The organism is Streptomyces sp. NPDC007905 (genome assembly GCF_042959345.1).
Classification (GTDB): domain Bacteria; phylum Actinomycetota; class Actinomycetes; order Streptomycetales; family Streptomycetaceae; genus Streptomyces.
Genome location: NZ_JBIBKS010000003.1, coordinates 501515 through 527410 on the forward strand (window position 1 = coordinate 501515; position 25896 = coordinate 527410).

Annotated in this window: 14 protein-coding genes, 1 tRNA gene and 2 rRNA genes; 4 read left to right on the forward strand and 13 right to left on the reverse strand. The window is 70.8% G+C overall.

The window, feature by feature from the left end:
• Positions 1–25: 25 nt before the first annotated feature.
• The 3 genes from ACFZDC_RS08630 to ACFZDC_RS08640 are packed head-to-tail and all read left to right on the forward strand — an operon-like array spanning position 26 to position 6730.
• Entirely contained in the window at positions 26–5017 is a 4992-nt protein-coding gene (locus ACFZDC_RS08630; protein ID WP_391321517.1) for an ATP-dependent helicase, read from the forward strand.
• Positions 5018–5074: 57 nt separating this feature from the next.
• A complete protein-coding gene (locus ACFZDC_RS08635) occupies positions 5075–5929 on the forward strand; it encodes a DNA-formamidopyrimidine glycosylase family protein (protein WP_391321519.1) in 855 nt (284 codons plus the stop codon).
• A 36-nt stretch (positions 5930–5965) separates the two neighbouring features.
• On the forward strand, positions 5966–6730 hold the full coding sequence (locus tag ACFZDC_RS08640; protein ID WP_391321521.1) for an SDR family oxidoreductase: 765 nt from the start codon (positions 5966–5968) through the stop codon (positions 6728–6730).
• A 311-nt stretch (positions 6731–7041) separates the two neighbouring features.
• Here ACFZDC_RS08640 and ACFZDC_RS08645 read toward each other — a convergent pair whose 3' ends face one another.
• The 9 genes from ACFZDC_RS08645 to ACFZDC_RS08685 form a co-directional block, all read right to left on the reverse strand.
• Complete coding sequence (locus ACFZDC_RS08645; RefSeq protein ID WP_391321524.1) at positions 7042–7512, reverse strand: ferritin-like domain-containing protein; 471 nt, start codon at positions 7510–7512, stop codon at positions 7042–7044.
• Positions 7513–7708: 196 nt separating this feature from the next.
• Entirely contained in the window at positions 7709–8083 is a 375-nt protein-coding gene (locus ACFZDC_RS08650) for a helix-turn-helix domain-containing protein (RefSeq protein WP_391321526.1), read from the reverse strand.
• Positions 8084–8192: 109 nt separating this feature from the next.
• Positions 8193–8738 (reverse strand): nicotinamide-nucleotide amidohydrolase family protein, encoded by a 546-nt coding sequence (locus ACFZDC_RS08655; protein WP_391321528.1) that lies wholly within the window; start codon positions 8736–8738, stop codon positions 8193–8195.
• On the reverse strand, positions 8735–9511 hold the full coding sequence (gene pgsA, locus ACFZDC_RS08660; protein WP_391321530.1) for a CDP-diacylglycerol--glycerol-3-phosphate 3-phosphatidyltransferase: 777 nt from the start codon (positions 9509–9511) through the stop codon (positions 8735–8737). The genes ACFZDC_RS08655 and pgsA overlap by 4 nt, the downstream gene beginning before the upstream one ends.
• On the reverse strand, positions 9508–10980 hold the full coding sequence (rimO, locus tag ACFZDC_RS08665; protein ID WP_391321532.1) for a 30S ribosomal protein S12 methylthiotransferase RimO: 1473 nt from the start codon (positions 10978–10980) through the stop codon (positions 9508–9510). The genes pgsA and rimO overlap by 4 nt, the downstream gene beginning before the upstream one ends.
• Positions 10981–11074: 94 nt before the next feature.
• The gene (locus ACFZDC_RS08670; protein ID WP_391321534.1) at positions 11075–11917 is read right to left on the reverse strand and encodes a RodZ domain-containing protein; all 843 of its coding nucleotides are present in this window, start codon (positions 11915–11917) and stop codon (positions 11075–11077) included.
• 277 nt (positions 11918–12194) lie between these two features.
• Positions 12195–14918 carry a DNA translocase FtsK gene (locus ACFZDC_RS08675; RefSeq protein WP_391321536.1) on the reverse strand — a complete coding sequence of 908 codons (2724 nt, stop codon included), beginning with the start codon at positions 14916–14918 and terminating at the stop codon, positions 12195–12197.
• 124 nt (positions 14919–15042) lie between these two features.
• On the reverse strand, positions 15043–15723 hold the full coding sequence (locus tag ACFZDC_RS08680) for a response regulator (protein WP_391321539.1): 681 nt from the start codon (positions 15721–15723) through the stop codon (positions 15043–15045).
• Positions 15724–15995: 272 nt separating this feature from the next.
• Positions 15996–21455, reverse strand: a complete 5460-nt coding sequence (locus ACFZDC_RS08685; protein WP_391321541.1) for a HAMP domain-containing protein — start codon at positions 21453–21455, stop codon at positions 15996–15998.
• A gap of 412 nt (positions 21456–21867) precedes the next feature.
• Between ACFZDC_RS08685 and ACFZDC_RS08690 the strand changes: the two genes are divergently transcribed.
• Positions 21868–24624, forward strand: a complete 2757-nt coding sequence (locus ACFZDC_RS08690) for a SpoIIE family protein phosphatase (RefSeq protein ID WP_391321542.1) — start codon at positions 21868–21870, stop codon at positions 24622–24624.
• A gap of 64 nt (positions 24625–24688) precedes the next feature.
• Here the strand turns inward: ACFZDC_RS08690 and ACFZDC_RS08695 are convergent.
• The 4 genes from ACFZDC_RS08695 to ACFZDC_RS08710 all read right to left on the reverse strand — a co-directional run.
• A tRNA-Thr gene (locus tag ACFZDC_RS08695) sits at positions 24689–24761 on the reverse strand.
• 84 nt (positions 24762–24845) lie between these two features.
• Complete coding sequence (locus ACFZDC_RS08700) at positions 24846–25508, reverse strand: DegT/DnrJ/EryC1/StrS family aminotransferase (RefSeq protein ID WP_391321574.1); 663 nt, start codon at positions 25506–25508, stop codon at positions 24846–24848.
• A 114-nt stretch (positions 25509–25622) separates the two neighbouring features.
• Positions 25623–25739 (reverse strand): 5S ribosomal RNA (gene rrf, locus ACFZDC_RS08705).
• A gap of 83 nt (positions 25740–25822) precedes the next feature.
• A 23S ribosomal RNA gene (locus ACFZDC_RS08710) occupies positions 25823–25896 on the reverse strand; the annotation flags it as partial.

The following is a 25896-nucleotide window of genomic DNA, read 5'->3' on the forward strand; positions in this document are numbered from 1 at the left end:
AGTGGCCGGGTGCAGGATAGAAGGCATGGTCAGCTCCGCACACCAAGCCCTCGACGGCTTCTCGCCCGCGACCCGCGCCTGGTTCACGGGGGCGTTCTCCGCGCCCACCGCGGCCCAGGCGGGCGCGTGGCAGGCCATCCGGGAGGGCTCGGACGTGCTGGTGGTCGCCCCCACCGGCTCGGGCAAGACGCTGGCCGCGTTCCTCGCCGCCCTGGACCAGCTGGCCTCGGCTCCTCCCCCGGCCGACCCGAAGAAGCGCTGCCGGGTGCTGTACGTGTCCCCGCTGAAGGCCCTCGCGGTCGACGTGGAGCGCAACCTGCGCAGCCCCCTGACCGGTATCCGCCACGAGTCCGTGCGCCTGGGCCTGCCCGAGCCCGAGGTCAAGGTGGGCATCCGCTCCGGCGACACCCCGCCAGCCGAGCGGCGCGCCCTGTCCACGCGCCCGCCGGACATCCTGATCACCACCCCCGAGTCGCTGTTCCTGATGCTGACGTCGGCCACCCGTGACGCGCTGACGGGCGTGGAGACGGTGATCCTGGACGAGGTGCACGCGGTCGCGGGCACCAAGCGCGGCGCCCACCTCGCACTGTCCCTGGAGCGCCTGGACGAGCTGCTGCCGAGGCCGGCGCGCAGGATCGGCCTGTCGGCGACCGTGCGCCCGGTGGACGAGGTGGCCCGGTATCTCTCACCGCGCCGCAAGGTGGAGATCGTCCAGCCGGAGTCCGGCAAGGAGTTCGACCTCTCCGTCGTCGTCCCGGTCGAGGACATGGGCGAGCTGGGCGGCGCCCCCGCGGCCGACGGGGCCGAGGGGGCGGAGCGGCCGTCGATCTGGCCCCATGTGGAGGAGCGGATCGCCGACCTGGTCCAGGCCCACCGCTCCACGATCGTGTTCGCCAACTCGCGGCGGCTGGCCGAGCGGCTGTGCAACCGGCTCAACGAGATCGCCTACGAGCGGGCGACCGGCGAGACCCTGGACGAGCACCACTCCCCGGCCGAGCTGATGGGCGGCTCGGGCGCGGCCCAGGGAGCACCACCCGTGATCGCCCGCGCGCACCACGGCTCGGTCTCCAAGGAGCAGCGCTCCCTCGTGGAGGAGGACCTCAAGGCGGGCCGTCTGCCCGCGGTGGTTGCCACGTCCAGCCTGGAGCTGGGCATCGACATGGGTGCGGTCGACCTCGTCGTGCAGGTCGAGTCCCCGCCCTCGGTGGCGTCCGGGCTCCAGCGCGTCGGACGCGCGGGGCACCAGGTCGGCGCCGTCTCCACCGGCGTGGTCTTCCCCAAGTACCGGGGCGACCTGGTCCAGGCGGCCGTGGTCACCGAGCGGATGCGCTCGGGCGCCATCGAGTCCCTGAAGGTCCCCGCGAACCCGCTGGACGTACTCGCCCAGCAACTCGTGGCCATGACGGCGCTGGACACCTGGCAGTTCGACGACCTGCTCGCCGCGGTCCGCCGCGCGGCCCCCTTCGCCTCGCTGCCCGAGTCGGCGTTCACGGCGACCCTGGACATGCTCGCGGGTCGTTACCCGTCCGATGCGTTCGCGGAGCTGCGCCCGCGCGTGGTGTGGGACCGCGTGGCCGGCACGATCACCGGCCGCCCGGGCGCCCAGCGCCTCGCCGTCACCTCCGGCGGCACGATCCCCGACCGCGGACTCTTCGGGGTCTTCCTCGCCGGTTCCGACCCCAAGAAGGGCGGCGGCCGGGTCGGTGAGCTGGACGAGGAGATGGTGTACGAGTCCCGGGTGGGCGACGTCTTCACGCTCGGCACGAGTTCCTGGCGCATCGAGGACATCACGCGCGACCGCGTCCTGGTCTCCCCGGCGCCGGGCGTGCCGGGGAGGCTGCCCTTCTGGAAGGGCGACCAGCTGGGCCGCCCGCTGGAGCTGGGGCGCGCAGTGGGCGCGTTCCTGCGCGAGGTGGGCGCGCTCTCCAAGGACGACGCCCGGCTGCGGCTGCTCGCCGCGGGCCTTGACGCGTGGGCGGCGGACAACGTGCTGTCCTACCTGGACGAGCAGCGTGAGGCCTGCGGCCATGTCCCGGACGACCGCACGATCGTGGTCGAGCGCTTCCGCGACGAGCTGGGCGACTGGCGGGTCGTCGTCCACTCCCCGTTCGGCGCCCAGGTCCACGCCCCCTGGGCCCTCGCGCTCGGCGCCCGCCTCTCCGAGCGGTACGGCATGGACGCGCAGGTCATGCACGCCGACGACGGCATCGTGCTGCGGCTGCCCGACGCCGACCTGATGGGCCTGGACCTGCTCGACCAGGAGCCTGCGAGGGCCGGCACCGAGTACGACAGCGAGCAGGCGCCGGTGGGCGCGGCGGACGTCGCCTTCGACAAGGGCGAGGTCGACCGGATCGTCACCGACCAGGTCGGCAGCTCCGCCCTGTTCGCCTCCCGGTTCCGTGAATGCGCGGCCCGCGCGCTGCTGCTGCCGCGCCGCAACCCCGGCAAGCGCACCCCCTTGTGGCAGCAGCGCCAGCGTGCGGCCCAGCTGCTGCAGGTGGCGAGCGAGTTCGGCTCGTTCCCGATCGTCCTGGAGGCGGTCCGCGAGTGCCTCCAGGACGTCTTCGACGTCCCCGGCCTCGTGGAACTGATGGGCGACCTCGAGTCCCGCAAGGTCCGCCTGGTCGAGGTCACCACCCCGGAGCCGTCCCCCTTCGCCCGCTCCCTGCTGTTCGGGTACGTCGCCCAGTTCCTCTACGAGGGCGACTCCCCGCTCGCCGAGCGCCGCGCCGCCGCGCTGTCCCTGGACTCCCGGCTGCTGGCCGAGCTGCTGGGCCAGGCGGAGCTGCGCGAGCTGCTCGACGCGGAGGTGCTGACCGAGCTGGAGCGCGAACTCCAGTGGCTGACGGAGGACCGCCGGGTCAAGGACGTGGAGGGCGTGGCCGACGTACTGCGGATGCTCGGCCCGCTGACCGACGCCGAGCTGGCGGAGCGGGGCGCCGACCCGCAGTGGGCCCGGGAGCTGGCCGCGGCCCGCCGGGCCATCAAGGTCCGCGTCGCCGGCGAAGACCACTGGGCGGCCGTCGAGGACGCGGGCCGCCTGCGCGACGCACTCGGCACGGCGCTCCCGGTCGGCGTCCCCGAGGCGTTCACCGAACCGGTGAAGGACCCGCTCGGCGACCTCCTGGCGCGCTACGCCCGCACGCACGGCCCGTTCACGTCGGCCACCGCGGCGGCCCGCTTCGGCCTCGGCGTGGCGGTCACCGAGGGCGCCCTGCAGCGGCTGGCCGCGAACGGCCGCGTCGTCCAGGGCGAGTTCCACCCGGCGGGCATCGGCCAGGAGTGGTGCGACGCGGCCGTACTGCGCCGGCTGCGCCGCCGTTCCCTGGCCGCGCTGCGGCACGAGCTGGAGCCGGTGCCACCGGCCGCGCTGGCGCAGTTCCTGCCGCAGTGGCAGCACATCGGCAAGGGCCACGGACTGCGCGGCATCGACGGACTGGTGCGCGCCATCGAGCAGTTGCAGGGCGCCTCCGTGCCCGCCTCGGCGCTGGAGAAGCTGGTCCTGCCCTCCCGCGTGGCGAACTACACGCCCTCGATGCTCGACGAACTCACGGCTGCGGGCGAGGTGGTGTGGGCCGGAGCGGGCGCCCTGCCCGGTAAGGACGGCTGGGTCTCCCTGTACCTCGCGGACGCGGCTCCCCTGCTCCTGCCGCCGCCGCATCCCCTGGAGCCGACCGCGCTCCACCAGTCCGTCCTGGACGCTCTCTCCGGTGGTTACGGCCTGTTCTTCCGGCAGATCGCCGACCACGTCCGCGCCACCACCCACCCCGACGTCACCGACCCCCAACTGGCCGACGCCCTCTGGGACCTGGCGTGGTCGGGGCGGCTCACCAACGACACCCTCGCCCCGATGCGCTCCCTGCTGGGCTCCGGCCGCACGGCGGGCTCGACGGCCCACCGCGCCAAGCGCACCGTCCCACGCGGCCGCTACGGCTCCCTGACGGCCGCCGCCCGCGCCGCCTCGCGCACCGGCCCGCCCACGGTGGCCGGCCGCTGGTCCCTGCTCCCCGCGCCCGAACCGGACGCCACCGTGCGCGCCCACGCGCTGGCCCGCACCCTGCTCGACCGGCACGGCGTGGTCACCCGCGGAGCGGTCGCCGCGGAGGGCGTCGAGGGCGGCTTCTCCGCGGTGTACCGCGTGCTGTCCGCCTTCGAGGAGAGCGGTCAGGCGAGGCGCGGTTACGTCGTCGAGGGCCTGGGAGCGGCCCAGTTCGCGATGGACGGCGCGGTCGACCGTCTCCGCGCGGTGTCCAACGCCCGTGAACGCGGCGAGGGCCTGGCCGCCCCGGGCCTCCCGAACGGCTTCGGCGGCGGTGACGGACACCCGCCGCCCCTCCTCGACGGCGGCCACACGACTCCGAACGTCTTCGACCAGGCCGACAGCGGCCTCGCCCACCCAGGCCTCGACGGCGACTTCACCTGGCCGCCGGAGGACCGCGGCGACTTCGGCAGCCCGCCGAAGCGGCACGCGGGCGACTACGTCTCCCCCCGCGACCTGGCTCCGTCCGCCGACCCCTTCGCCTCTCCCGGCTACGGCGGCCCCCGGGGCGGTGGCTCCGGTTCCCCCTACGGCTCACCGGCGAGCCGCGGTTTCGGCGACCGAGGTACGCGCTCGTCGTCCCCCGACCCCCGCGCCGTCGTCCTCGCGGCGGCCGATCCCGCCAACGCCTACGGCGCCGCCCTGCCCTGGCCCGAGCCGCCGACCGGGGCCGGGCACAAGCCGGGCCGCAAGGCGGGTTCGCTGGTCGTGCTGGTGGAGGGCGAGCTGACGCTGTACATGGAGCGCGGCGGCAAGACGCTGCTGGCCTGGCCCTCCGCCCCGGACGCCGCCGCCACCGACGACCCACGCCTGCGGATGGCCACGGAGGCCCTGGCCGCGGCCGCCCGCGCGGGTTCCCTCGGCACGGTCACGGTGGAGCGGGTCAACGGCGCCCAGTCCCTGACCTCCCCCATGGGCACCCTGCTGGAGGCGGCAGGCTTCATCGCGACTCCGCGCGGCCTGCGCCTGAGGGCATGAACACGGCGCCCCCGGAGCGGACCGACGCGCACCACCCCACCGTGGCACCCTTGACGCATGCCCGAAGGTGACACGGTCTGGCAGGCCGCGCGGCGGCTGCACGAGGCCCTCGCGGGCAAGGTGCTGACGCGCAGCGACTTCCGGGTGCCGAAGTACGCGACGGTCGACCTCACCGGCCGTACGGTCCTGGGCACGATCCCCCGCGGCAAGCACCTGCTCACCCGCTTCGAGGGGGACCTGACCCTCCACACGCACCTGCGCATGGAGGGCTCCTGGAAGGTGTACGGCACGGACGAGCGCTGGCGCGGGGGCCCGGGGCACCAGATCCGTGCGATCCTCGGCACCGCCGAGCGCACGGCTGTCGGCTACCGCCTCCAGGTGCTGGAGTTCCTGCGCACCGGCGAGGAGGAGCGCGTCGTCGGCCACCTCGGCCCCGATCTGCTCGGCCCGGACTGGGACCCCGAGCGCGCCCTCGCCAACCTGCTCGCGGACCCCGCCCGCCCCCTCGGCGAGGCCCTGCTCGACCAGCGCAATCTCGCCGGGATCGGCAACATCTACAAGAGCGAGCTGTGCTTCCTGCTCGGCGTGACCCCCTGGCTGCCGGTCGGAGCCCTGCCCGCGGAACGCGCCGCCAAGCTGCCCGCTCTCGCCAAGAAGCTCCTGGAGACCAACCGCGACCGCCCGGTCCGCCAGACCACGGGCCTGCACCGGCAGGACCTGTTCGTCTACGGCCGCGCACCCCGCCCCTGCCTGCGGTGCCGCACCCGGGTCCGCGTCGCCGACCAGGGCGACGGATCCCAGGAGCGCCCCACCTACTGGTGCCCGGCCTGCCAGACGGGCCCCGCACCGGCGCCGGGAGAAGCGCAGAAATGGCGTGAGCGCTATCCCCGCCGGCCTTCCCCGTCCAACTAATTGACGACCCGTCAGAAACGCTCGTACGGTCCCTGTATGTCTCTCACGGCGTACGACCTCACCGGACGCACCGCGTTCGTCACCGGAGCCGCCGGCGGCATCGGGCGGGCCTCCGCCGTCCTGCTCGCCACGGCGGGAGCCACGGTGCACTGCGCCGACCGGGACCCGGACGGCCTGCACGGCACGGCCAAGCTGATCGAGGACCGCGGCGGCACGGCCCGTACGCACGTCCTCGACGTCACCGACCGGACCGGACTCCGGCAGGCCGTCCGTTCCTGCGGGCGCCTGGACGTGATGGCGGCGATCGCCGGGATCATGCACAACAGCCTCGTCCTCGACACCCGCGACGAGGACCTGGACCGGGTTGTGAACGTCAACTTCAAGGGCGTGCTGTACGCCTGCCAGGAGGCGGCCCGGTCGATGCTCGCCCATGACACCCGGGGCAGCATCGTCACCATGACCTCCGGCGCGGTCGACACCGGCGGCCCCGGGCTGCTCTGCTACGGCGCGGCCAAGGCGGCCGTGGTCCAGCTGACGAAGACGCTGGCCACCGAGGTCGGCCGGCACGGCATCCGGGTCAACGCGGTCGCACCGGGCTGGATCCGGACCCCCATGACCGACCGCCACGACCAGGAGGCGCAGGCGCACACCGAGGCTCTGATGGCCCGGATGTCCCCGCTGGGCCGGGTCGGGGAGCCGGACGACGTCGCGCACACGGTGCTGTACCTGGCGTCGGACGCGTCGGCGTTCATGACGGGTCAGATTCTCCGCCCGAACGGGGGCGTGGCGATGCCCTGGTAGCGTCCGCCGGCCGCCAGGCGGCCGCCCACCGCCCCGTTTCCAGCGCCCCCGCCGCCCCCTTCTTGGGCACGCAGTGCACCGGCAGCACGCTCAGCCCCCACCCCCCGACGGCGACGGCCCCTTCGATCACCCCGGAGCCCGTCCCCAGGGCGATCCGGAGCACCGCCCACCACCACACGGCCCCCAGCCCGAGTACGGCCCCCCTGCGCACCACACGCCTCACCATGGCCGTCACCTCCAGCCGGACGCTAGAACGCCACGAGACCCGCGCGGGAGGCGCACCGAGGGCTCACTGGTGCAAGACCGGCCCCCTACGCGTTCTCCGCCTGGAACATCCAGTGGTGCTTCTCGAGGTCCGCCGTGATCCCGATGAAGATGTCCTGGGACACCGGGTCCGCCTCACCGGTCGCGTTCACCCGCTCCCGCATCCGGACGATCACCGCGCCGAGGGCGTCCACCAGCGCCCGGACCGCGTCCGTGTCCTTGACCCAGCCGGCCGGAGTGGTCCCGATGCCGCTGCTGGAGGCCACCGTGGCCGCGCGCCCGTCGGGCGGGACGCCGAGCGCGGACGCCCGCTCGGCCACCGTGTCGGAGTGGGTGCGCGCCGAGTCGACGACCTCGTCGAGCTGCAGGTGGATGGACCGGAAGCGGGGTCCGACGACGTTCCAGTGGATCTGCTTCGCGACCAGCGAGAGATCCACCAGGTCGACCAGGGCGCCCTGCAGGGCATCAGACACGGTATTCAGATCGTCGTCGGTCAATCGGCTCTTCACGACGTACATCCGCTTCCTCCGATGGTTCGGCGCCGTCACGTCCCTCCACCATGACGGCCCCACCGAGTACCGGCAAATGGACGAAAAGAGACACACCTCACGCATACGGACAACACGAAAGCCCCGGCCGGGCTCCTCAGGGAGACCTGGGGAGCCCCGGCGGGGGCTTCGTACGTATCGGGTCGTCAGGCCGCGCAGACGGACGTCACGCGGCGACCACGTCCACCGCCTCGGCGGGCGCCTTGATGGTCACCCGTTCCGGGGGCACGCCGGTCACCGACACGGAACCCAGCATCGGACGGACCGACGTGGGCACGGGCTCGGTGGCCCTGGCGGACTGGGCCAGCTCGGCGAGCGCCAGCTCGTCGCTGACTTCACGCATCAGTTCCGACATCCGTACGTCCAGCGCGTCGCAGATGGCGGAGAGCAGCTCGGAGGAAGCCTCCTTCTGCCCCCGCTCCACCTCGGAGAGATAGCCGAGTGAGACTCGGGCGGACGAGGAGACTTCGCGCAGAGTACGGCCCTGGCGTTGGCGCTGCCGACGCAGCACGTCACCAAGCAGGCGACGGAGCAGAATCATCGGTGGCTCCCTCCTCGGACCGCGTAGCCGCATCCTTCTCGCCCCACCGTACCGCCTCGCGCCGCGGCCGTGCGGGGAGCGATGTCGTGTTCACTCTGGGCTGCAAACATCAAAACCCCCCGTTCCGTTCCGTATCCTGTGCCCGCTCATTCCCAGTCTGTTCGCCCGCAAGCTCTCTCAGAAGCAGTGCGAGTACGCTCCGTACACTCTCCATACGAATTTCCGCACGGTGACCGTTCAACCGCAGGGCCTTCACTTTTCCGCCACCGGCAGAACCGGAGCCGGGCCGAAGCGGCCCGTCGACGGCCACGAAAACCGTTCCGACGGGCTTTCCGTCCTGCGGGTCGGGCCCGGCGACACCAGTGGTCGCGATGCCCCAGTCGGCTCTCAGGGCCTTCCGCACTCCGGCCGCCATCTGGGCCGCGACCTGCGGATCCACCGCTCCCTGCTCCGCCAGCAGGGTGGCGTCGACTGCCAGCAGTTCCTGCTTCAGCTCGGTGGCGTAGGCAGTGACCGAGCCCCGGAAGACCTTGGACGCCCCGGGGACGGCCGTGATCTCCGCTGCGACGAGACCACCGGTGAGCGACTCCGCTACGGCGAGGCTCTCGCCTCTCACGGTCAGTAGTCGCACCAGTTCGGTGGCCGTGGAACTCACGCTTCCTTCTCCTCCAACGCCGCCGCGCGCTCGGCGATTCCCTGCCGGCGCAGGACAATGGCTTGTCTCACGTAGTCGAGGCCGGTGACGACGGTGAGCACGACCGCCACGGCCATCACCCAGAACCTCATGGTGGCCAGCCATCCCGTCAGTGCCAGGACGTACATCCCCACGGCCACGCCCTGGGTGAGCGTCTTGAGCTTGCCGCCCCGGCTCGCGGGGATCACTCCGTAGCGAATGACCAGAAAACGCAGCAGCGTGATGCCGAGTTCCCGGCCGAGGATGACGGCCGTCACCCACCACGGCAGATCACCCAGGGCCGACAGGCAGATGAGCGCCGCGCCCATGATCGCCTTGTCGGCGATGGGGTCGGCGATCTTCCCGAAGTCGGTGACCAGGTTGTAGGTGCGTGCCAGATGCCCGTCGAACAGGTCGGTGATCATGGCGACGGCGAAGGCCGCCCAGGCGAGCGAGCGCCAGGCGGGGTCGTAGCCGCCGCCCGCCAGCATCAGCGCCACGAATCCGGGCACGAGCAGCAGCCGCAGCATCGTCAGCAGATTGGCGACGTTCCACACGCTGGCCTGGTTGACGGCCGCGGCGGCCAGCTTCCCACCGCGTGCGGGCCGCGCGTCCTCCAGGTCGGCAGCGGCACCGGCGGGGCCAGAAACAGATCCGGAGGCCTCGGTAGCAGCGCCGTCGGCCGCGGCGGCGGGACCGCGGGCGCCCTGCGCGCCGGAGGAGCCGCCCGCGGCGGATGCCGGGACTCCGGTCATCTGCCCGCCTCCTCACTACACGCGAATGAGCCCGTCAGCGGCTCGGCGACCAGGTCGACACCTTCCGTACCGACCACCTTCGCCTCGACCATACGTCCGACGTTCAGGCCCGCGCCGCTCGTGAGCAGCACCTGTCCGTCCGTCTCCGGTGCCTGGTGCCCGGCACGGCCGTACACGCCCTCCTCCTCGTCCACGGACTCCACCAGAACGCGCACGGTCTGACCGACGCGCTCCTCCGCCCGCTGGGAGACGAGTTCCTCGGCGAGCCGGGAGATGTGGGCGAGGCGCTCGGCGACGACGTCCTCGTCGAGCTTGTTGTCGTACGTCGCCGCCTCCGTGCCCTCCTCGTCGGAGTAGCCGAAGACACCGATGGCGTCCAGGCGGGCGCCGGTCAGGAAGCGCTCCAGTTCGGCCAGGTCGGACTCGCTCTCGCCGGGGAAGCCGACGATGAAGTTGGAGCGCACACCGGCCTGCGGAGCCTTGCTCCGGATGGTGTCGAGCAGCTCCAGGAAGCGGTCGGTGTCGCCGAAGCGGCGCATGGCGCGCAGCACGTCAGGCGCGGAGTGCTGGAAGGACAGGTCGAAGTAGGGGGCGACCTTCGGGGTGGAGGTGAGGACGTCGATCAGGCCCGGGCGCATCTCGGCCGGCTGCAGGTAGCTCACGCGCACGCGCTCGATGCCGTCGACCTCTGCCAGCTCGGGCAGCAGGGACTCCAGCAGGCGGATGTCGCCCAGGTCCTTGCCGTAGGAGGTGTTGTTCTCGGAGACCAGCATGATCTCCTTCACACCCTGTTCGGCCAGCCAGCGCGTCTCGTTCAGCACGTCGCTCGGGCGGCGGGAGATGAAGGAGCCGCGGAAGGACGGGATGGCGCAGAACGAGCAGCGCCGGTCGCAGCCGGAGGCGAGCTTCACCGAGGCGACCGGGGAGCCGTCCAGGCGGCGGCGCAGGGGCGCGCGCGGACCGGAGGCGGGCGCGAGCCCCTCCGGGAGGTCGGCGGGGGCGTGGCCGGGCAGCGCGACGGACGCGGCCGACTCCTGGCGTTCGGCCGGGCTGATCGGCAGCAGCTTGCGGCGGTCGCGCGGGGTGTGGGCGGCGTGGATGCCGCCGGACAGGATGGTCTGCAGGCGGTCGGAGATGTCGGCGTAGTCGTCGAAGCCGAGCACGCCGTCGGCCTCGGGCAGCGCCTCGGCGAGCTCCTTGCCGTACCGCTCGGCCATGCAGCCCACCGCCACGACGGCCTGGGTTCTGCCGTGGTCCTTGAGGTCGTTGGCCTCCAGCAGGGCGTCGACGGAGTCCTTCTTGGCGGCTTCCACGAAGCCACAGGTGTTGACCACGGCGACATCGGCGTCCGCGGCGTCCTCGACGAGCTGCCAGCCGTCCGCCTCCAAACGGCCTGCAAGCTCCTCCGAGTCCACCTCGTTACGGGCGCAGCCGAGAGTGACAAGTGCGACGGTACGGCGTTCAGGCATGGGCTCAAGACTACTTTGTCTCACTGACGGCCCACGTCGACGGGGTTGGCCGATCTTGGCCAACCCCGTCACATCCGCTCTGCCGAGGAACCGCTCATCCGGCCTCGGGGTCGCCCTTGGTGTAGGTGAGACGCTCCACGGCGCCCGGCCGGAAGTTGTCCTCGATCTTCTTGCCGTTCACGTACAGCTGGATAGCGCCGGCGTCGCCGAGGATGAGGTTGATCTTGGAGTTGTCCTGGAAGGTCTTGGACTCGCCCTTCTTCAGCAGACCGTCGAAGAGCATCCGGCCGTTGTGGTCCTTGGCAGAGATCCAGCTGCGCCCGCCCGCCGCGCTGACCTGGACGGTGACCTTGTCCTGCGGCGCGGCCGCGATGGCGCTGTCGGACGCCTCCGAGGTCGGCGGGACGGGCTTGTCCTTCTTGGGCGTGGGCGAGGCGGACTTGGCGGGGGTGGTGGTGACGCCTTCGGCGACCTGCGACTTGGCGTCGTTTCCGCTGTCGCCGCCCTTGAACGCGGTGAACCCGACGAAGCCGACGACGGCGACGATCGCGGCGACCATGGCCGCGGTCCAGTTGGGCCCGCGGCGCTCCGGGCGAATACGTTCCGCCTCGAACAGGGGCGCGGCCGGCGTCGGCGCGGGCCGCCCGCCGTGCTCGGCGTCGTACTGCGCGATCAGCGGTGCGGGGTCGAGGTGCACGGCCCTGGCCAGCGTGCGGATGTGCCCGCGGGCGTACACGTCACCGCCACAGGGGGCGAAGTCGTCCGCCTCGATGGCGTGCACGATGGCGATACGGACACGAGTGGCGCTGCTGACGTCGTCGACGGTGAGCCCGGCCGTGATGCGCGCCTGCTGCAGGGCGCGCCCCACGGAGGGACGGGCTTCCTCGGACACGTATTGGAACGGACGCTCGTCTTCAGGGGAGTTGCCGATGGACACGGGGGCGCCTTTCGAGCGTTTGAGCCACCTGTGCTGGAGGTTCAGTCTAGGGCGGGTGCGAAAGGGTGGGGCAACCGGGCGGTGGGACTTGTACGCCAATCGGAAGGGCCGGTCATTCCGACGGCGGGACAGACACATACCCCAGGATGGGATCCGTAGCTGTCCTTTCGCTCAACTTGACGTACGACAAAGGGAAACGGTTGCTCGCCGCTCTCTAACGGGTGGATCACGACGGTGCCGCCACCCGGCGTAACCCGACACGCCGGAGGGCGCCGTCCTACCCGTCAGACTCCCCGCGAATCAGCGCGAGCACGCCGTCCAGCTCGTCGGGCTTCACCAGAACGTCACGCGCCTTCGAACCCTCGCTGGGCCCGACGATGCTCCGGGACTCCATGAGGTCCATCAGTCGCCCCGCCTTGGCGAAGCCGACGCGCAGCTTGCGCTGGAGCATGGACGTCGAACCGAACTGGGTGGAGACCACCAGCTCGGCCGCCTGGCACAGCAGGTCGAGGTCGTCGCCGATGTCCTCGTCGATCTCCTTCTTCTGCTTGGTGCCCACGGTGACGTCGTCCCGGAAGACGGGCGCCATCTGGTCCTTGCAGTGCTGGACGACGACCGCGACCTCCTCCTCGGTCACGAACGCGCCCTGCATCCGGGTCGGCTTGTTGGCGCCCATCGGCAGGAACAGTCCGTCGCCCTTGCCGATCAGCTTCTCGGCGCCGGGCTGGTCGAGGATGACCCGGGAGTCGGCGAGCGAGGAGGTGGCGAACGCCAGCCGCGAGGGCACGTTGGCCTTGATGAGGCCGGTGACCACGTCGACCGAGGGGCGCTGGGTGGCGAGCACCAGGTGGATGCCGGCCGCGCGCGCGAGCTGCGTGATGCGCACGATCGCGTCCTCGACGTCCCGCGGGGCGACCATCATGAGGTCGGCCAGCTCGTCCACGATCACCAGCAGGTACGGGTACGGCTGCAGCTCCCGCTCGCTGCCCTCCGGCGGCTTCACCTTGCCCTCGCGGACCGCGCGGTTGAAGTCGTCGATGTGCCGGTAGCCGTACGCCGCCAGGTCGTCGTAGCGCAGGTCCATCTCGCGCACGACCCACTGCAGGGCCTCGGCGGCCCGCTTGGGGTTGGTGATGATCGGCGTGATCAGGTGCGGGATGCCCTCGTAGGCGGTCAGCTCGACCCGCTTGGGGTCGACCAGGATCATCCGGACGTCCTCGGGGGTCGCCCGCATCATCACCGAGGTGATCAGGCAGTTGATGCAGGACGACTTGCCGGAGCCGGTGGCGCCGGCGACCAGCATGTGCGGCATCTTCGCCAGCGAGTGCATCACGTAGCCGCCCTCGACGTCCTTGCCGAAGGCCACGAGCATGGGGTCGTCGTCCTCGGCGGACTCCGCGAGGCGCAGCACGTCGCCGAGGTTGACCATCTCCCGGTCGGTGTTCGGGATCTCGATGCCGACCGCGGACTTGCCGGGGATGGGGCTGATGATCCGCACGTCGGGGCTGGCGACGGCGTACGCGATGTTCTTGGTCAGCGCGGTGATCCGCTCGACCTTCACGGCGGGGCCGAGCTGGACCTCGTAGCGGGTGACGGTCGGGCCCCGGGTGAACCCGGTGACGCCGGCGTCCACCTTGAACTCGGAGAAGACGTTGCGCAGGGCGTCGACGATCACGTCGTTCGCCTCGCTGCGCGCCTTCCCGGGCCCCCCGCGCGTGAGGAGGTTCAGCGACGGCAGCGCATAGGTGACGTCGCCGGAGAGCTGGAGCTGCTCCGCGCGCGCGGGCAGCTCGCGAGGCGCCGCGGGGGGCGCCTTCGTGAGGTCGGGGACGTTCTCGACCTTCAGCTTCTCCTGGCTGGGGCGGGCGGCCGGGGCCGGCACCGGTGCAGGCGCGGGTACCGGTGTGGTCTCCTCGCGCTCCCCCGCGCTCACGCCCTGGGTGAGGTCGGCGACGAGCGGGGACGGCGGCATGCCGTGCAGCACGGCACCGTCGAGCGCGGCCGCGGCGGCCGCCGCGACGTCCACGGCGTCCATCTGCCGCTGCAGATCGGGCTGCGGCACCGCGGAGCGCCTGGGGCGGCCGCGACGCTGCGAGAGGGCCTCCTGCTCGGCGCCGTCGGGGTCGTACGCCTGGGGGGCGCTCTGGCGCCTGCGGGGGCGCCCGGGCAGCGCCTCGCGCCACTGTTCGTCGTACCGCTCGTCGTCCTCGGAGGGCTCGTACTCCTCCGGGTCGGGCAGCAGGCCCAGGCGTACGCCGAGCGCGCGCAGCCGATGCGGGATGGCGTTGACGGGGGTGGCGGTCACCACGAGCAGCCCGAAGATCGTCAGCAGTACCAGCAGCGGTACGGCGAGCACCTCGCTCATGGTGTACGTCAGCGGGGTCGCCGCCGCCCAGCCGATGAGGCCGCCGGCGTCCCTTATGGCCTGCATCCCCGCGCTGCGGGCGGGCGAGCCGCAGGCGATGTGGACCTGGCCGAGCACGCCGATGACGAGCGCGGACAGGCCGATCACGATCCGGCCGTTGGCCTCCGGCTGCTCCGGGTGCCGGACGAACCGTACGGCGATCACCGCGAGCAGTATCGGCACCAGCAGGTCGAGCCGGCCGAAGGCGCCGGTGACCAGGATCTCCACCAGGTCGCCGACGGGACCGCGCAGATCGGCCCATGTGCCGGCGGCGACGATCAGCGCAATGCCGAACAGCAGCAGCGCGACGCCGTCCTTGCGGTGTGCCGGGTCGAGGTTCTTCGCGCCCTGCCCTATGCCTCGGAAGACGGCGCCGACGGCGTGCGCCAGGCCGAGCCAGAGGGCGCGCACCAGCCGGTACACGCCCCCCGTCGGACTCGGTGCCGGCCTGGGCGGCACAACCTTCTTCGCCGGGGCCTTCTTGACCGGCGCTTTCCTGGCCGGGGTCTTCTTCGCGGCGGCCTTCCTCGCCGGAGCCTTCGCGGGAGCGGCCGCCTTCTTGGCGGGCTTCTTGGCTGCGGAGGGACGTGGGGCCATGGGTGTGAGGTTACCGGGGGAGACGGCAGCGGACACGTGTGCCCACTGCTTCACCCGTTCGTGTCGCCCTTGCCGGGGCGCGGAACTGACGCGCGCTCATGGACAACTGTGCTCCTTGCCGACGTCAGTTCTGCGTCTGTACCGACGCGCTGCCGCCGCCCGTGCCCGGCTCCAGGGCGTCGAGCGCGCGGCGCAACCCCGTGAGTTTGCGTTCGAGATGGGCGGCGGTGGCCACCGCGGCCGCGTCCGCCGACTCGTCGTCCAGCTGCTTGGACAGCGCCTCCGCCTGCTCCTCCACCGCCGCGAGCCGCGCCGACAGCTCCGCGAGCAGCCCCGCCGACTCCTTGCCGCCGACCGCGCCCTTGCCGCCGCCCTCCAACTGCAGCCGCAGCAGCGCCGCCTGCTCCCGCAGCTGGCAGTTCTTCATGTACAGCTCGACGAAGACCGAGACCTTCGCGCGCAGCACCCACGGGTCGAACGGCTTGGAGATGTAGTCGACCGCGCCCGCCGCGTAACCCCGGAAGGTGTGGTGGGGACCGTGGTTGATCGCGGTCAGGAAGATGATCGGGATGTCCCGGGTCCGCTCCCGCCGCTTGATGTGCGCGGCGGTCTCGAAACCGTCCATGCCCGGCATCTGGACATCCAGCAGAATGACCGCGAAATCGTCCGTGAGCAGTGCTTTGAGCGCTTCCTCCCCGGACGATGCCCGCACCAGCGTCTGATCGAGCGCAGAGAGGATGGCCTCCAGCGCCAGCAGATTCTCCGGCCGGTCATCGACCAGGAGGATCTTGGCCTTCTGCACCATGGCCTGTCCTCCTCGCCCCGGCGGTACACCGGGCGCCGCCCCAGGGGACGACTCCCTTTCGCCGCCCGTCCTTGTGCCGGTCATCGTAGCCGCACCCCGCCTGTCGCCACACCCTGTCACCGCGATGTCACTGTGCACACAACGGAAACGCCGCAGGAGACGGGAGGGTTCCCGGAATCCGGGATTCCCACACATCCTCCGCCCTTCCGATCCGACAACTCCGTGGCCGCTCCAGCAGTTCCCGCAGCGTCCACATCCGCGCCGGTCGCCCGTCACTCCTCGCGCATCCACTGCCTCATGACCGCCAGCAGATGGTCCGGGTCGACGGGCTTCGTCACATAATCCGAGGCGCCCGACTCGATCGCCTTCTCCCGGTCGCCCTTCATCGCCTTCGCGGTCAGCGCGATGATCGGCAGCCCGGCGAACTGCGGCATCCGACGGATCGCCGTGGTCGTCGCGTACCCGTCCATCTCGGGCATCATGATGTCCATCAGCACGACCGCCACGTCGTCGTGCTGCTCGAGCACCTCGATGCCCTCACGGCCGTTCTCGGCGTACAGCACCGACAGCCCGTGCTGTTCCAGGACGCTGGTCAGCGCGAACACGTTGCGGATGTCGTCGTCGACGATCAGCACCTTCTCGCCGCCGAACCGCACCGCCCGGGCCGACTGCGGGGCGCTCGCCTGCTCCGCGATCGTCGTCCACTGCTCGGGCCGCTGCTCGGACTCCGGCAGGCTCCTGCGGCGCCGCCTGAAGAGCGCGGCGGCGCCGTTCTGTGTCTCCTGGTACGACTTCACCTCCGCCGGCGTCTCGATCTCCACGGCGGACAGCTCGGAGGACAGCCGGGCCTCGGAGGCGACCAGGTCACCGGCCTCCAGTGCGGGCACGGACTGCTGGTAGCCCTGCGGCGGGAGTTCGATCGGGTGCAACGGCAGGTACAGCGTGAACGTCGAGCCGCGGCCCGGTTCGCTCTGCGCGTGGATCTCACCGCCGAGCAGTTGCGCGATCTCCCTCGAGATCGACAGGCCGAGGCCGGTGCCGCCGTACTTGCGACTGGTCGTGCCGTCCGCCTGCTTGAAGGCCTCGAAGATCACGCGCATCTTGCTGGCCGCGATGCCGATGCCCGTGTCGGTCACCGAGAAGGCGATCAGGTCGGCCCGCGGGTCGGTGAGCGAACCGGCCTCCAGCAACTGCTCCCGGATGGTCTGCGGCACATCCGCGCCGGCGGGGCGGATCACCAGCTCCACCGACCCGGAGTCGGTGAACTTCACCGCGTTGGACAGCAGGTTGCGCAGCACCTGCAGCAGCCGCTGCTCGTCGGTGTGCAGGGTCGCGGGCAGCTCCGGGGAGACCCGTACCGACAGGTCAAGGCCCTTCTCCGCGGTCAGCGGCCGGAAGGTGGCCTCCACGTAGTCCACGAGCTGGACGAGCGCGATACGCGTCGGGGAGACGTCCATCTTGCCCGCCTCGACCTTCGACAGGTCGAGGATGTCGTTGATCAGCTGGAGCAGGTCGGAGCCCGCGCCGTGGATGGTCTCGGCGAACTCGACCTGCTTCGGGGACAGGTTGCCCTCGGCGTTGTCGGCGAGCAGCTTGGCCAGGATCAGCAGGGAGTTGAGCGGTGTGCGCAGCTCGTGCGACATGTTCGCCAGGAACTCGCTCTTGTAGCGCATCGACACCGCGAGCTGCTCGGCGCGCTCCTCCAGGACCTGCCGGGCCTCCTCGATCTCGGTGTTCTTCACCTCGATGTCCCGGTTCTGCCGGGCCAGCAGCTCGGCCTTCTCCTCCAGCTCGGCGTTGGACGCCTGCAGCGCCTTCTGCCGGTTCTCCAACTCGGCGGAGCGCTCGCGCAGTTGCTCGGTCAGCTCCTGCGACTGCTTCAGCAGCTGCTCGGTCTTGGTGTTGACCGAGATCGTGTTGACGCTGGTCGCGATCATCTCGGCGATCTGGTTGAGGAAGTCCTTCTGGATCTGCGTGAACGGCGTGAAGGACGCCAGCTCGATCACCCCGAGCACCGTGCCCTCGAAGAGCACCGGCAGCACGATCACCTGCGCGGGCGGCGCCTCACCGAGCCCGGAGGAGATCTTCAGGTAGCCGCTGGGCGCGTTCTCCACCAGGATCGTGCGCCTCTCCTCGGCGGCCGTGCCGATGAGCGCCTCCCCGGGCCGGAACGACGTCGGCATGGAGCCCATCGAGTAGCCGTACGAGCCGAGCATCCGCAGTTCGTACGGGTCCTCCGCGTCGCCGCCGAGGTCCTGGCCCTCCATGAGCGGCATCGCCACGAAGAACGCCCCGTGCTGCGCGGAGACCACCGGCGTCAGCTCGCTCATGATCAGCGAGGCCACGTCCTCGAGGTCCCGGCGGCCCTGCATCAGCGCGGAGATGCGGGCGAGGTTGCCCTTGAGCCAGTCCTGCTCCTTGTTGGCGATCGTGGTGTCACGCAGGTTGGCGATCATCTTGTTGATGTAGTCCTGCAGTTCCTGGATCTCGCCGGACGCATCGACGTCGATCTTCAGGTTCAGGTCACCGCGGGTCACCGCGGTCGCCACGCGCGCGATGGCGCGCACCTGCCGCGTCAGGTTCCCGGCCATCTCGTTCACCGACTCGGTGAGGTCCCGCCAGGTGCCGTCGACGTCACGCACGCGTGCCTGACCACCGAGCTGCCCCTCGGTGCCCACCTCGCGGGCGACCCGGGTGACCTCCTCGGCGAAGCTGGACAGCTGATCGACCATCGTGTTGATCGTCGTCTTCAGCTCGAGGATCTCACCCCGGGCGTCGATGTCGATCTTCTTCGTCAGGTCACCCTTGGCGATGGCCGTGGTGACCATGGCGATGTTGCGCACCTGACCGGTCAGGTTGGACGCCATCTGGTTCACGGACTCGGTGAGGTCCTTCCACGTACCGGCCACACCCGGAACGTGCGCCTGGCCGCCCAGGATGCCGTCCGTGCCCACTTCACGGGCCACCTTGGTGACCTGGTCGGCGAACGAACTCAGCGTCTTCACCATCGTGTTGATGGTGTCGGCGAGCTGCGCCACCTCGCCGCGCGCCTCGATGGTGACCTGACGTGTCAGATCACCGTTGGCGACGGCCGCGGCCACCTGGGAGATGTTCCGCACCTGCATGGTCAGGTTGTTGGCCATCAGGTTGACGTTGTTGCTGAGGTCCTTCCAGATGCCCGTGACGCCCGGCACGTGCGCCTGCCCGCCCAGGATGCCCTCGGTGCCCACCTCACGGGCCACCCGGGTCACCTGCTCGGCGAAGCTCGACAGCTGATCGACCATGGTGTTGACCGTCGTGACGAGCTCGAGGATCTCACCCTTCGCGTCAACGGTGATCTTCTTCGACAGGTCGCCCTTGGCGACCGCGGTCGTGACCTCGGCGATGTTGCGCACCTGGATGGTCAGGTTGTTCGCCATGAAGTTCACGGACTGCGTGAGGTCCTTCCAGGTGCCGGAGACACCCTGGACCTCGGCCTGACCGCCGAGGATGCCCTCCGTGCCCACCTCGCGGGCCACACGCGTGACCTCCTGCGCGAAGGACGACAACTGGTCGACCATCGTGTTCAGGGTGTTCTTCAGCTCCAGGATCTCCCCGCGCGCGTCCACGGTGATCTTCTGGGAGAGGTCACCGCGGGCCACGGCGGTGGCGACCTGGGCGATGTTGCGCACCTGGGCCGTGAGGTTGCCGGCCATGCCGTTGACGGAGTCCGTCAGGTCCCGCCACACACCGGCGACGCCCGGCACCTGCGCCTGACCGCCCAGCCGGCCCTCGGTGCCCACGTCCCGGGCGACCCGGGTCACCTGGTCGGCGAACGCGGAGAGCTGGTCGACCATCGTGTTGATGGTGTTCTTCAGCTCGAGGATCTCCCCGCGCGCGTCGACGTCGATCTTCTGCGAGAGGTCGCCGCGCGCCACGGCCGTCGTCACCTGGGCGATCTGCCGCACCTGGGAGGTGAGATTGCCGGCCATGAAGTTGACGGAGTCCGTCAACTCCTTCCAGGTGCCCGACACACCGTCCACCCGCGCCTGTCCACCGAGGCGGCCCTCGGTGCCCACGTCCCGGGCCATCCGCGTGACCTGGTCGGCGAAGCTCGACAGCTGGTCCACCATCGTGTTCACGGTGTTCTTCAGCTGGAGCATCTCGCCGGAGACGTCGACGGTGACCTTCTGCGACAGATCGCCGTTGGCCACCGCTGTCGTCACCTGGGCGATGTTGCGCACCTGACCGGTCAGGTTGCGGAACGCGGTGTTGACGGAGTCGGTCAGGTCCTTCCACGTACCGGCCGCGCCCGGCACCTGGGCCTGCCCGCCCAGCTCACCCTCGACACCGACCTCGCGCGCGACCCGGGTCACCTCGGCACCGAACGCCGACAGCTGGTCGACCATGCCGTTGACGGTGTTCTTCAATTCCAGCATCTCGCCGGCCACGTCCACGGTGACCTTCTGCGACAGATCGCCACTGGCCACCGCGGTCGTCACGGCGGCGATGTCCCGCACCTGCGTGGTCAGGTTCCGGAACACCGTGTTGACGGAGTCCGTGAGGTCCTTCCAGGTCCCGGCGACGCCCGGCACCGTCGCCTGACCGCCCAGCCGGCCCTCGGCACCGACCTCGTTGGCCACGCGCGTGACCTCGTCCGCGAAGATCCGCAGCGTCTCGGTCATCTTGTTGATCGTCTCTGCCAGCTGCGCGACCTCGCCACGCGCCGGAACGGTCACCTTCTGCGACAGATCACCATTGGCCACCGCGGTGGTGACCTGGGCGATGCCACGCACCTGTGCCGTCAAGTTGCCGGCCATCAGGTTCACCGAATCGGTGAGTTCCTTCCAGGTGCCGTCGACACCCGGAACGTGGGCCTGGCCACCGAGGATGCCGTCGGTGCCGACCTCACGCGCGACCCGCGTCACCTCCGAGGAGAAGGCGGAGAGCTGGTCCACCATCGTGTTGACGGTGTTCTTCAGCTCCAGCATCTCACCGGCGACATGAACGGTGACCTTCCGTGACAGGTCACCCTTGGCGACGGCGGTGGTCACCAGCGCGATGTCCCGCACCTGGGCCGTCAGCCGGGAGGCCATCGTGTTGACGGAGTCCGTGAGGTCCTTCCACGAACCGGAGAGCCCGCGCACCCGGGCCTGCCCGCCGAGCTTGCCCTCCGTACCGACCTCACTGGCGACGCGGGTGACCTCGTCGGTGAAGGTCGACAGCTGGTCGACCAGGTTGTTGACGGTACGGCCGACCTTGAGGAACTCGCCCCGCAGCGGATGCCCGGTGCCGTCCGGAGCCTGGGTACGCAGGTCCATGCGCGGCGAGAGATCGCCCTCGGCGACCGCCGTCAGAACCCGGCTGACCTCCGACACGGGCCATACGAGATCGTCGACCAGCGCGTTGGAGTTGTCGATGGCGGACGCCCAGGAGCCCTCACAGGCGCCCGTGTCCAGCCGCTCCGTGAGTTTTCCCTCACGTCCCACCATGCGCCGCACCCGCGACAGCTCACCGGTCAGATGCAGATTGCGGTCGGCCACCTCGTTGAAGACCGCCGCGATCTCCGACATCACGCCGTCCCCGGACACCGTGAGCCGCTTGCGGAAGTTGCCGTCACGCATCGACACAAGGGCCGCGAGCAGCCGGTTCAGGGCAGCCGTGTCCACGGCGGTGGTACCGCCGTTCCTGCCCAGGGACGGTCCGCCTTTCGCGCGCGTCTTCGTGCCCCGCGTCGCTGCGCCAGACTCCACTGTGTCCCTCCCGAAGGGGTAGACCGTCACTGCTGTGCTCGGCCGAGAAGGCCCCGGTGCGCCGATCCCCCGGCTTACCGGTTACTTCCGCGTACTCGTTACTGCTCGGTATTTCTGCCAGACGCGATCCGGCTACACCAGGGGCTGCTGCCCGCCGTACACGGAACACACGCAGCATGACCGGACCTTCATCAGAAGCTTGCCCAGTGTTTCACCCTGGCCGAACCAGGCCATAACAGTTCGGCAGCTTCGCACATCGTCCGCACACCCTTGGGGCGTAAACACCGGCGACCGGCATCCGCTCGGGCGGTGAAGGTAAGTAACCTTGCATGCGGCTGTCCAGCCGCACCGGTCCCACCGGCCTGGGCGGTGGCACGAGAACGAGCGGGCATCGGAGGGGCGGCCGCAGACCATGACCACCGGAGTGATCCCCGGGGAACTTCCCCCGGAGCCACGGCCGACGGGCGAGCGGATGCCGCAGCAGCGGCGCGAGCCGGCCGGCCACGCAGCCCAGCACGTCGACAACCGGCCGAGGAGTTCTGTGATCACCGCGCGCGCGGCCGCCAGCTTCGAGCCCGTCGGGCGATCGGTCGCGACCGCCCGGTCCTTCGTCCGCGACACCCTGCAGGGCTGGGGCTTTGCCGACATCGTCGACGACGCGGTGGTCCTCACCAGCGAACTGGTGACCAACGCGGTGGTGCACGCGGGCACGCACGCGGACGTGCTGTGCCTGCGCACCGAGGACGGCGTGCGCATCGAGGTCTCGGACCGCTATCCGGAGCGCGAGGTCCCCGTCCAGGGCTCCCCGGCCGCCATGGGCAGCCCGGACCGCGAGGGAGGCCGCGGCCTGCAGCTCTGCGCGGCCCTGGCCGCCCGCTGGGGCGTGGACTACACCCCCACGCACAAGAACGTCTGGTTCCAGCTCGACCTGCCCGAACGTCCGGTCGGCACCCGCGCCGCCGGGCCCTCCCTGCCCGCCGACCTCCTCCCCCTCGCCGACGGCCGGGTCCGCGTCGCGGTCCTCCAGATCGACCGGAAGGGGTCCATCAACGCCTGGAACGAGGACGCGGAGGAACTGTTCGGCTACCCGGCGAACGAGGTCATCGGCAAGCCCCTCACCGACCTCGCCGCCTGGCCGCACACCCCGGGCACCGGCACCGGCGTCGCCGAGGCACTCCGGCTCTCGCGCTGGGAGGGCAGTTACGGCATCCGCGGCGCCGACGGCCGGGTGGCCCGGGTCTACGCCTCTCACCTCCGGGTCCGCGACACCGGCGGCGAACCCTCCACCGTGTGCCTCCTGGTACGGGACCACGAACGAGCCGTCCTGCAGACTCCGCTGCGTGGGCCCGCAAGCGACCAGGGAGCCGGCTCCGACGGCCAGAGCACCGACCCCTTCGAGGTGTTCATCGGTTCCCCCGCCCCGGACGACCTCGACGGCCTGCTGCAGCGCACGGTGGAGCGGGCCCGCGACATGCTGGACAGCGACTCCGCGTTCCTGCTCCTCGCCACCGACGACGAAACGGAGCTTGAGGTCCGGGCCTCCACCGGCCTGCCCTCCGCCCGCCAGCGCTTCGCCCGCGTCCCCGTGGAGGCGGGCCCGGGCCGCTACGGCTCCGCCCGCATGCCGGCCGTCCACGACGACCTCAACGCCGTACCCGGCGCCGTACCGCTGCTCTCCGGCACCGGCATGCGCTCGGTCGTCACGGTCCCGCTGAAGGTCGAGGGCCGGCTCACGGGCTCCCTCGGCGTCGCGGCCGAGGCGCCCGGCCGGTACTCCAACGAGGAAGCGCTGCGCCTGCAGTTCGCCGCCGACCGCATCGCCCTGGCCGTGGAGTCGGCCCGCCTGGGCGAACTGGAGCGGCTGCGCCGCGGCTCCCTCAGCTTCCTGGTCGAAGCCTCCGACCTGCTGGCCGGCACCCTGGACCGGGACCAGACCCTGGCCTTGATGGCCCAGATGACGGTCCCCACCCTGGCCACCTGGTGCGCCGTCTACACCATCGCCGACCAGGCCTCCGAGCCCTACCTCTCGTACGTCCTGCACGAGGACGAGGAACTCATCGACGGCATCAAGTCGCTGCTGTCGAAGATCTCCCCGCCCGATCCGGTGCCGACGCCCGGCGCCCGCGTCTGGACGACCCCCGGCGAGGTCGCCCACCAGGCGGCCCTGCGCAGCTCGATGCGCAGCCTCGGCCTGGCCGGCGGCCCAACCCACAGCCTCGCCTCGGGCATCGGCCCGACGCTCGCGACGGCCTCCGCGGTCGGCGGCGAGACGGTCGTCCTGCCGCTCGTCGCACGCAACCGCGTGATCGGCATGCTGACCCTCGGCAAGCCCGCGGACGAGCACTTCCGGCAGGAAATCCTGGAACTGGCCGAGGACTTGTCCCGCCGGGCCGCCCTCGCCCTGGACAACGCCCGCCTGTACTCGGAACGCACCGCCATCAGCCAGGCCCTGCAGCGCAGCCTGCTCCCGCCCGGCCTGCCGCAGATCGACGGCGTCGAGGTAGAGGTCATCTACCGCGCGGCCGGCGAGGGCAACGAGGTCGGTGGCGACTTCTACGACCTCTTCCCCATCGGCAACGGCGCCTACGGCTTCGCCATCGGCGACGTCTGCGGTACGGGCCCGAACGCGGCGGCCGTCACGGGCCTGGCCCGGCACGCGCTGCGTCTGCTGGCCCGCGAGGGCCTGTCGGGCCCGGCGGTCCTCGAGCGCCTGAACTCCGCGATCCTCGACGAGGGCGACCGCAGCCGCTTCCTGACGCTGCTGTACGGTGAGCTGCGGCCGCAGGAGGACGGCAGCGCCGAGCTGAAGGTGGTCTGCGCCGGCCACCCGCTCCCCCTGCGACTCCGGCAGGACGGCACGGTGGTGGCGGCGGCCGAACCCCAGCCGCTGCTCGGCGTCATCGACGACCTGGAGCTGTACGAGGAGACGGTCACCCTCGACCCCGGTGACGTCCTCCTCTGCGTCACGGACGGTGTCACGGAACGGCGTGAGGGCACCCGCATGCTGGGCGACGACGGCCTCGCCGACGTCCTCACCACGTGCACGGGTCTCACCGCGGGCGCGGTCGCGGCACGCATCATGCGCGCCGTGGAACGCTTCGCGTCCGACGCCCCCTCCGACGACATGGCGATTCTGGCGATGCGGGTCCCGGGACTTCAGCACGACTGAGGTTCCCGGGCCCGCCCGGGCACACGAAGAAGGCCCCGCCCGAAGGGCGAGGCCTCTTTTCCGGAGCCCCCAAACGGAATCGAACCGTTGACCTTCTCCTTACCATGGAGACGCTCTGCCGACTGAGCTATAGGGGCCTGTCGCTTTCGAGGTTTACCTCGCGGCGACAAGAAAACCATACCCTGAACAGGCCCGCTTTCCCAAACTCGTTCGGTCACCGCTCAGAAAGCAGGCTGAAGCAGTCCCCCGAGAGCGTTGCACGCGGACACGATCCGCTGCATCTCCCGCTTGGTCAGCGAGGCGTCCACGGGAAGCGCGAGCGTCTCGTCCGCGGCCCGTTCGGTTTCCGGCAGCGCCACACAACGCCGGAACTCGGGCAGCCGGTGTACGGGCGTCTTCACGGGAACCCGGCACTCAACTCCCTTGGCGCGCAGGGCCCGCGCGAAGGCGTCGCGGTCCGGCCGGCCGTTGCCCGGCACCCGCACCACATACTGCTGGTAGGCGTGCGTCTCACCGCCGTCGGGGGTGCGCACGCCCTTCAGCTTGGCGTCGAGGTAGGCGGCCCGCTGCCTGCGCTGCGCCATTTCGTCGTACGGAGCCTCGGACTCTCCCTGCTCCAGCACGAGCAGCCCGTGCCGCTGGCCCACCCCGTGCAACCGCGCGATGTCGGCGCGCCGTCCGAAGCGGTGAACGACAACCACGGCCGCGGTACGAGGAGTTACGGCCGCTTCCACAGCGGACGGGTCCAGGCAGTAGGTGACCGGGTCTATGTCGGCGAACACCGGGAGCGCACCCACCAGACTCACGGCCTCGGCCACCTCGACGTTCCCGAAGGCCGGTACGACGACCTCGTGGCCGACTCCGACGCCGGCAGCCTTGAGCATTGCAGCAGTACCCATGGGTGCGATGCTGAGTGCGCAACGTGAACTTGAAGTTACGCATACCAAAAAAGGGTTGGACTCCGAACCGAAGTTCGGGGTCCAACCCTTTCAAAGATTGTTCGGCGGCGTCCTACTCTCCCACAGGGTCCCCCCTGCAGTACCATCGGCGCTGTGAGGCTTAGCTTCCGGGTTCGGAATGTAACCGGGCGTTTCCCTCACGCTATGACCACCGAAACACTATGAAACTCTCAACCGGAACGCCATCACATGGCGACATGGTCGTGGTTTCAGAACCAACACAGTGAACGCGAGCATCAATGGACAAGCCCTCGGCCTATTAGTACCAGTCAACTCCACCCGTTACCGGGCTTCCATATCTGGCCTATCAACC

What these genes read in the sequence shown, in the direction of transcription:
- ACFZDC_RS08675 (WP_391321536.1), bottom strand. Translation starts at nt 14,918, where the DNA reads ATGGCCCCACGTCCCTCCGCAGCCAAGAAGCCCGCCAAGAAGGCGGCC.
- rimO (WP_391321532.1), bottom strand. Translation starts at nt 10,980, where the DNA reads ATGCCTGAACGCCGTACCGTCGCACTTGTCACTCTCGGCTGCGCCCGT.
- ACFZDC_RS08700 (WP_391321574.1), bottom strand. Translation starts at nt 25,508, where the DNA reads ATGCTCAAGGCTGCCGGCGTCGGAGTCGGCCACGAGGTCGTCGTACCG.
- ACFZDC_RS08635 (WP_391321519.1), top strand. Translation starts at nt 5,075, where the DNA reads ATGCCCGAAGGTGACACGGTCTGGCAGGCCGCGCGGCGGCTGCACGAG.
- ACFZDC_RS08630 (WP_391321517.1), top strand. Translation starts at nt 26, where the DNA reads ATGGTCAGCTCCGCACACCAAGCCCTCGACGGCTTCTCGCCCGCGACC.
- ACFZDC_RS08690 (WP_391321542.1), top strand. Translation starts at nt 21,868, where the DNA reads ATGACCACCGGAGTGATCCCCGGGGAACTTCCCCCGGAGCCACGGCCG.
- ACFZDC_RS08645 (WP_391321524.1), bottom strand. Translation starts at nt 7,512, where the DNA reads ATGTACGTCGTGAAGAGCCGATTGACCGACGACGATCTGAATACCGTG.
- ACFZDC_RS08640 (WP_391321521.1), top strand. Translation starts at nt 5,966, where the DNA reads ATGTCTCTCACGGCGTACGACCTCACCGGACGCACCGCGTTCGTCACC.
- ACFZDC_RS08680 (WP_391321539.1), bottom strand. Translation starts at nt 15,723, where the DNA reads ATGGTGCAGAAGGCCAAGATCCTCCTGGTCGATGACCGGCCGGAGAAT.
- ACFZDC_RS08650 (WP_391321526.1), bottom strand. Translation starts at nt 8,083, where the DNA reads ATGATTCTGCTCCGTCGCCTGCTTGGTGACGTGCTGCGTCGGCAGCGC.
- pgsA (WP_391321530.1), bottom strand. Translation starts at nt 9,511, where the DNA reads ATGACCGGAGTCCCGGCATCCGCCGCGGGCGGCTCCTCCGGCGCGCAG.